The following is a 7288-nucleotide window of genomic DNA, read 5'->3' on the forward strand; positions in this document are numbered from 1 at the left end:
TGCCCCCGGTAGGAGTCGAACCTACGCTCAAGGCTTCGGAGGCCTTTGCTCTATCCACTGAGCTACGGGGGCATTACCTAAATTATTTTAACAGAATGAAGCTTTAATGTCAATAAGCTGCAAATTTTTATTGGAAAAAGAAATTATTTAACAGTATTAAATTCCTTTAGATGCTATAATTTTATATATATAAAATAAAGGGGAATAAAATATGACTTATATTTGTGGTTATAATGAGTGAGCATCAGCATGAACACGATCATTCAGCAGTGGGAAATATTAAATTTGCTTTTTTCTTAAATCTAAGTTTTTCAATCATAGAAATCATTGGGGGACTCCTAACTAACAGTATGGCAATTTTGTCTGATGCCTTACATGATCTCGGTGATTCGATTTCTCTGGCTCTCTCCTGGTATCTGGAGAACTTTTCCCAAAAGAAAGCAGACGAAGATTTTAGTTATGGATATGCTCGCTTTTCACTGCTGGGAGCATTAATTAACAGTCTGGTTTTAATTCTGGGTTCATTTTTTATTCTCTCAGAAGTAATACCAAGACTTTTTAACCCTCAGACTGTTCATCCTGAAGGCATGTTATTTCTAGCAATCATTGGCATAACTGTTAATGGAATTTCAGTCTTAAAATTAAGAAGTGGCAGTTCTTTAAATAAGGAAGTTGTAAGCTGGCATTTGATGGAAGATTTGCTGGGCTGGTCAGCTGTTTTGGTTGTTAGTATAATTTTGATCTTTAAAAGCATTCCTGTCTTAGACCCGCTCCTATCTTTATTAATCAACATTTACATTTTATATAATGTTATTTCAAAACTGAAAAAGGTTTTAAGTATCTTTCTCCAGGGTGTTCCAGGAGGGATTGATATTAATAAGCTGCAGCAGAAGGTTGTTAAGCAAACTGAGGCACTTGCTGTTCATCATACCCATGTCTGGACTTTAGAGGGAGAAAAGAATTTTTTGAGTACCCACTTAATTGTCAGTGATCAGATAAATAGAGAAGAAATCATTGCTCTAAAATCGAAGGTGAAAAGCCTGCTTGCAGAGGAAGGAATTGATCATGTAACAGTGGAAATCGAGTATGAAAATGAAAAATGTGAATCTAAAGACTGTCGGGCCTGAGCCGGAAAATTGCTTGACACAAATCTTTTAATATGGTAAAGTAATTAAAAATAGAATATTGTCTTATCAAGAGTGGTGGAGGGATCTGGCCCTGTGAAACCCGGCAACCAGCAGTTATACTGCCCGGTGCTAAATCCAGCAGGTTAAGCCTGAAAGATAAGTAGTTGTGCACCCCACTTCTACTTAGGAAGTGGATTTTTTGTTTTTTATGTTATTTTTTAAACAATAGCTAGTGAGTAGAGAGTAATTTTTTAGCAGAGATTATAAGTTAATAATTTTAAAAGCAGCAGAGCAGCTTAAGGAGGATAAGATTAACAATGAAGATTAAAAATATTTTTGACGAAAAAGAAGTGGTGTTTTCGTTGGAGGTTTTTCCACCCAGACCTGATGTTCCTATAGAAAATATTTATCAAACCTTAGAAGAATTAAAAGATATAGATCCAGATTATATAAGTGTAACCTATGGAGCCGGGGGAGGAATTCGTAAAAATAGAACCTGTGAACTTACTTCAATTATTAAAGAAAAATACGATGTAGAAGCGCTGGCTCACTTAACCTGCATCAACTCTGATCAGGATACTTTAAATAAAATACTGGCCCGCCTGGAAGCCAAAGAAATTGACAACATTCTGGCCCTTAGGGGTGATAAACCTGTAGATGGCGAGCCGCTGGGTGATTATAACTATGCCTATCAGTTAATTGAACATATCAAAAAGCACAATGATTTTGGGGTTGCAGCTGCCTGTTATCCGGAAGGCCATTTAGAAACTGAAAGCCTGGATCAGGATATCGAATATTTAAAACAGAAGGTAGATTATGGAGTCGATTATTTAATTTCACAGATGTTTTTTGACAATTCTCTTTTTTATAAGTTCCGCAGTAAGGCAGAAAAAAAGGGGATCAATGTCCCAATTGAGGCTGGAATTATGCCGGTTATCAACAAAAAACAGGTCGGCAGAATTATAGAGTTGTCTGATGCCTATTTCCCGGAGAAGTTTCAGAAGATTTTAGATAAATATGAAGATAATCCTGAGGCCTTAAGAGATGCCGGGATAGCTTATGCAGTCGAGCAGATTGTTGATCTAATCTCCAGTGAAGTGGATGGAATCCACCTTTATACAATGAATAATCCCTATGTAGCTCGGAGAATAAAAGAAGCTGTTGGTTCTTTGATTACCCACATTAATGGCAAAAAGGTTGATTAAAATGGATTTTGAAATTGACAGGACTGAAGTTTTAAGATATTTACAGACTTCAAAAGACTTAGAAGATGAGAATATAAATCGTCTGTTAAATGAATCAATTGCAGAAATAAAGAAGCTGATCAATTTTCGCTATCTTTATCAAAAATTTCCTATTCAGCATACTGCAGAGGGGGTAAAAATTAAAAACACAACCTTAACTTTAAAGGGGAGAAGTATCAAAAAACACCTTCAGAACTCAAAAGAAATTTATCTAATGGCAGCTACACTCGGTGCTCAGGTTGATAAAAAAATTTCTTATTATGAAAAGATTTCAGTCACTAAATCAATGATTTTTGATGCCTGTGCCACCACTGCTATTGAAGAAGGCTGTGACCAGGTGGAAGCAGAGATTAAAGAAAAAGTGCTGGCGGCAGGAAATGAAGACATCACTTTCCGCTACAGCCCAGGTTATGGTGATTTAGGGATAGATATCCAAAAAGAATTTTTGCGGATTTTAAAGGCGCCGAAAAAAATTGGCTTAACTGCTTCTAAATATAATATGTTAATACCGACTAAGTCTGTGACAGCAATTATCGGAGTTTTGGAGGAAAAGCAGCCTTCAGCAGAGAATTTAAATAATCAGAAGCCGGAACTTGAAAATCAAGACAAGAGAGATTTAGAATTTGAAGCAAGACACTGCAAGAACTGTCTTCTATATGAAGACTGTGAGCTGAGAAGAAAGGGGATTTACTGTGGAGCTAAAGGATAGACTGGGAAAAGAAGTTATTATTTTTGATGGAGCAATGGGAACTGTACTGCAGCAGCGGGGTTTAAAAGCTGGAGATGTTCCGGAAAAATTAAATATAGAAAAAAGTAAAGAAATTATAGATATTCATAAAAGTTATCTTAAAGCCGGAGCTGAGATTTTAACTACCAATACTTTTGGAGCCAATGCCTTAAAAATGGAGGAGATTGATTATTCAGTTGAGGAAGTAATTGCAGCAGGAGTTGAGAATGCAAAAGCAGCGGTAATGGAATCCGGGCTTAAGGCAGCAGTTGCTCTTGATATGGGTCCTCTGGGAGAACTTTTAGAACCGATGGGCAGTTTAACTTTTGATGAAGCTTATAATCTTTACCAGCAGCAGGTGCTGGTGGGAGTTGAGTATGGAGCAGACTTAATACATATAGAAACAATAGCTGATCTTTATGAAGCAAGGGCGGCTATACTGGCAGCAAAAGAAAATTCCAATCTGCCTGTATTCTGCACTTTGACTTTTGAAGAAGACGGCCGTACTTTTACTGGCGGTAGCATCCGTTCTATGATTTCAGTCTTAGAAGGTCTGGGAGTTGATGGGATTGGGCTCAACTGCTCACTGGGGCCAGAAAAGCTGGAGCCGCTGGTGGAGGAAGTTTTAAAATATTCTGAGACACCGGTTATTCTACAGGCTAATGCAGGTCTACCGGTAGTTGAAGAAGGAGAAACCGTTTTTAAAATTTCTCCTGAGGAATATTTTAAGCCTCTGGCCAGATTATACGAAAAAGGTCTGGCTGTTGTTGGCGGCTGCTGTGGTACCAATGAAGAATTTATTGCTCTAATTGCTGAGAATTTAAAAAATAAAAAGGTTAAACAAAGAAAAATCACTAGAGAAAGTCTTGTCTGTTCTCCTTCTCAACACCTTAAGCTGGATGGGGTCAATGTTGTTGGAGAAAGAATTAATCCCACCGGTAAAGCGGCTTTTAAACAGGCTTTAAGAAATGAAGATCTGGATCATATTCTGAAGGTTGCAGTTGAAGAGGTAGATGCTGGAGCAGATATCCTGGATGTAAATCTTGGGCTGCCTGATATCGATGAAAAAGCAATGATGGTTAAAGTAATTAAGGAACTACAGGGTATTTTAGACATTCCCCTTCAGATTGATTCCAGTGACCCTGAGGTGATAGAAGAGGCCTTAAGATACTATAATGGAACAGCAATAGTCAATTCAGTTAATGGAGAAAAAGAAGTTCTTGAGAATACCCTGCCAGCTGTTAAAAAATATGGAGCAGCAGTGATTGGACTGACCATGGATGATAACGGGATTCCTGACACAGCTGCCGGACGTTTTGCAGTTGCAGAAAGAATTGTCAAAAAAGCAGCTGAATATGGAATCAGCAGGGATAAGATTATTATTGACTGTCTTACGTTAACTGCTTCTGCCCAGCAGGAAGGAGTTAAAGAAACTCTTAAAGCTTTAAAAATGGTTAGAGAAAAACTTGGAGTAAAAACTACTCTCGGGGTTTCCAATGTTTCCTTTGGTCTGCCGGCAAGACCGATTTTAAACAGAACTTTTTTGAGTATGGCCCTCTATCAGGGTTTAAACCTGCCGATTATTGATCCCAATGATCAGGAAATGATGGCGGCAGTTAAGGCTGCTGCTGTATTAAATAATCTTGACCCGGGAGCAGCTCAATATATTGAATATATGGCTGAAAATGAGAGTGATAATGATTCGAAAGCAGCTTCTGAAAACAGCAGAGATAATAACTCTAAGGCTGATTTAAAAACAGTAATAGTAAAAGGCTTAAAAACTGAAGCTGGCCGCTTAACAGAAGAAATACTGCAGGAAAAAGAAGCTCTGGAAATAGTAAATGACTATTTAATCCCGGCTTTAGATACTGTAGGAGAGCGCTATGAAAAGGGAGAAATATTTTTACCTCAGTTAGTTCAGTCAGCTGAAACAGTAAAAGAAGCCTTTGCTGTTTTAAAAGCAGAGATGGCCCGCACCGGAGGTAGAAATATTTCTAAAGGAAAAATTGTAATGGCTACGGTTAAAGGTGATGTTCATGATATTGGTAAAAATATTGTCAAAACAGTACTTGAAAACTATGGTTATCAGATTATTGATCTGGGACGGAATGTAAATATCAAAGAAGTAGTTAAAGCTGTTAAGGAAAACGAAATTAAACTTCTGGGTTTAAGTGCCCTAATGACAACTACTGTAAAAAATATGGAGAAGACAATTAAGGCTGTGCGAGAAGCAGCGCCAGCGACTAAAATTATGGTGGGGGGAGCAGTTTTAACTGCAGATTATGCAGAAATGATAGAAGCTGATTTTTATGCTAGGGATGCAAAAGAAGCGGTAGAAATTGCTAAAAAAATATTTGAAGAATAAAAAATGCCTCCAGTCATTAAAGCTGGAGGCACTATTTTTTTATTTTATTTCTTCAATATTTTTCTGTTCAGCTGCCAGCTCAGCATAATGAACAGCATGCTGTTTTAATTCAATTATCTTTTCCTTAGTGATAGTTCTTACTATTTTAGCAGGTACACCTAAGACCAGACTTCCAGGTGGAATCTCAGCATTTTCCGGAACCACTGCCCCTGCACCTACTATTGAACCTTCACCTATTTGAGCTCCAGTTAAAATTGTAGCATTCATTCCAATCAGTGATTTGTTTCCAATTTTACAGGCATGAATTACCGCATTGTGGCCGATAGTCACATAATCACCAATTTCAACTCCCTGATTTTGCTCAACATGAAGTGTGGAATTTTCCTGAACATTAGAGTATTTTCCTATTTTAATTTTTGCCAGGTCAGCTCTAACAACAGTATTATACCAGATACTGCTGTGTTCTGATAATTCTACATTACCAATAACTCTGCTCCCAGGAGCAATAAAAACATTTTCAGCAACTGTGGGACTTTTCTTCTTTAATTTATAAAGCATATTTATAACCTCCAGTCGTTTAGTTCTAATTAATTATTTCTATTTAAAGCTTGAAACTCCTCTTTTATAAGGCTATTTAACTTGCAAGCGCTCTTAAAATAATTTATAATTAAAGATGTATGAAATTAGAGGTGAAAAATATGTCAAAAAAAAGAGTGGCTATCTTTGGGGGGACTTTTGATCCACCGCACATAGGTCATTTTATTTTAGCAGAGCAGATTATTAACCGTTTTGAACTGGATAAAATAATATTTATGCCCGCAGGTAGACCACCACATAAAAGAGATAAAGAAATTTCACCAGATTATATTAGATTTGAAATGTTAAAATTAGCTGTAGATAAAAATGAAAAATTTAGTCTTTCTGACTGGGAATTAAAAAATGATGGTTATTCATATACTGCCAAAACTCTTGCCCAGTTTGTACCAAAGCTGGAGGCAGGAAAGGTTTTTTTTGTTATTGGTGCTGATTCTCTGGCAGAGATTTTTAAGTGGAAAGAACCTGATTATTTATTGTCAGAAGGTAAATTTATTGTTTTTAATCGACCCGGTTATGATCTTAAAGAAATTTTAAGTCAGCAGAGATATCGGCCATATCTAAAGAATATTTTAACATATCAGGGTTTGAATATAGAAGTTTCTTCTTCCTTTATTAGAAGGGAATATAAAAAAGGAAATTCTATTCGTTATTTAACTCTGGATAAGATTGAAAAGTACATAGAAAAAAATAACCTCTACAGGTGATTGAATGACATTAAACAAGGAAAATTCAGCTTCAAATCTTGACTTAGAAAAATTAAAAGCTTTACTTGGTGATGAAAGATATCAGCATACAAAACTGGTGCTTGAGTCTGCCTTAAAATTGGCTGATCAGTTGAACCTGGATTTAAATAAAGTTGAGACTGCTGCTTTACTGCATGATATTGCTAAAAGCAAAAGTAGTGTTGAACTAAAAAAAATACTAAATAAATCAAAATGGAAACCTGATCAGTTGGAGGCGGAGATTTTGCCGGTTCTGCATGCACCTGCAGGTGCTGTGCTGGCTGAAGAAATTTTTGGAGTAAATGACCCTGAAATTTTAGAGGCAATCAGATTTCATACTCTGGGACATCCGGAGATGGGAAAAATTGCTCAGGTGATTTATGCTGCTGATTTTATTTCTGAAGACAGAGATTTTGAGGGTTTAGATGAAATTAGAATTGAAATTGAAAGTGATTTTGAATTAGGATTATATTTAATAACAACTCATATAATGAAATATCAACTTG

General features: G+C 36.5%; 7 protein-coding genes, 1 tRNA gene and 1 riboswitch. Of the genes, 6 read left to right on the plus strand and 2 right to left on the minus strand.

Annotated elements, in window-relative coordinates; all coding sequences use genetic code 11:
• Window positions 1-72: transfer RNA gene (locus tag CI949_RS14255), tRNA-Arg, on the minus strand.
• A gap of 161 nt (window positions 73-233) precedes the next feature.
• Between CI949_RS14255 and CI949_RS14260 the strand changes: the two genes are divergently transcribed.
• The 4 genes from CI949_RS14260 to CI949_RS14275 all read left to right on the plus strand — a co-directional run bounded on the left by CI949_RS14260 (window position 234) and on the right by CI949_RS14275 (window position 5463).
• Window positions 234-1127 (plus strand): cation diffusion facilitator family transporter, encoded by an 894-nt coding sequence (locus CI949_RS14260; RefSeq protein WP_290767506.1) that lies wholly within the window; start codon window positions 234-236, stop codon window positions 1125-1127.
• A 60-nt stretch (window positions 1128-1187) separates the two neighbouring features.
• A riboswitch (SAM riboswitch) is annotated at window positions 1188-1290 on the plus strand.
• Between the two features lie 154 nt (window positions 1291-1444).
• Entirely contained in the window at window positions 1445-2332 is an 888-nt protein-coding gene (gene metF, locus CI949_RS14265; RefSeq protein WP_133530309.1) for a methylenetetrahydrofolate reductase [NAD(P)H], read from the plus strand.
• A gap of 1 nt (window position 2333) precedes the next feature.
• Entirely contained in the window at window positions 2334-3080 is a 747-nt protein-coding gene (locus CI949_RS14270; RefSeq protein WP_290767508.1) for a Vitamin B12 dependent methionine synthase activation subunit, read from the plus strand.
• Window positions 3064-5463, plus strand: coding sequence for a homocysteine S-methyltransferase family protein (locus CI949_RS14275; RefSeq protein ID WP_290767510.1), 2400 nt, complete (start codon window positions 3064-3066; stop codon window positions 5461-5463). Before CI949_RS14270 ends, CI949_RS14275 begins: the two co-directional genes overlap by 17 nt.
• A gap of 39 nt (window positions 5464-5502) precedes the next feature.
• On the opposite strand, the gene CI949_RS14280 is transcribed toward CI949_RS14275, so the two are convergent.
• Window positions 5503-6021 carry a gamma carbonic anhydrase family protein gene (locus tag CI949_RS14280; RefSeq protein WP_133530312.1) on the minus strand — a complete coding sequence of 173 codons (519 nt, stop codon included), beginning with the start codon at window positions 6019-6021 and terminating at the stop codon, window positions 5503-5505.
• Window positions 6022-6161: 140 nt separating this feature from the next.
• On the opposite strand from CI949_RS14280, the gene nadD reads away from it, so the two are divergent.
• Together nadD and yqeK are read left to right on the plus strand one after the other, a co-directional pair.
• Window positions 6162-6764: a nicotinate-nucleotide adenylyltransferase gene (gene nadD, locus CI949_RS14285; protein ID WP_133530313.1), complete on the plus strand. Its 603-nt coding sequence runs from the start codon at window positions 6162-6164 to the stop codon at window positions 6762-6764.
• 4 nt (window positions 6765-6768) lie between these two features.
• A partial coding sequence (yqeK, locus tag CI949_RS14290; protein ID WP_290767515.1) for a bis(5'-nucleosyl)-tetraphosphatase (symmetrical) YqeK occupies window positions 6769-7288 on the plus strand: 520 nt, incomplete at its 3' end.

This window comes from Halanaerobium sp., from assembly GCF_003070835.1.

Coding starts and splice junctions, on each gene's coding strand:
- CI949_RS14270 (WP_290767508.1), top strand. CDS start 2,334: ATGGATTTTGAAATTGACAGGACTGAAGTTTTAAGATATTTACAGACT.
- nadD (WP_133530313.1), top strand. CDS start 6,162: ATGTCAAAAAAAAGAGTGGCTATCTTTGGGGGGACTTTTGATCCACCG.
- CI949_RS14260 (WP_290767506.1), top strand. CDS start 234: ATGAGTGAGCATCAGCATGAACACGATCATTCAGCAGTGGGAAATATT.
- CI949_RS14280 (WP_133530312.1), bottom strand. CDS start 6,021: ATGCTTTATAAATTAAAGAAGAAAAGTCCCACAGTTGCTGAAAATGTT.
- metF (WP_133530309.1), top strand. CDS start 1,445: ATGAAGATTAAAAATATTTTTGACGAAAAAGAAGTGGTGTTTTCGTTG.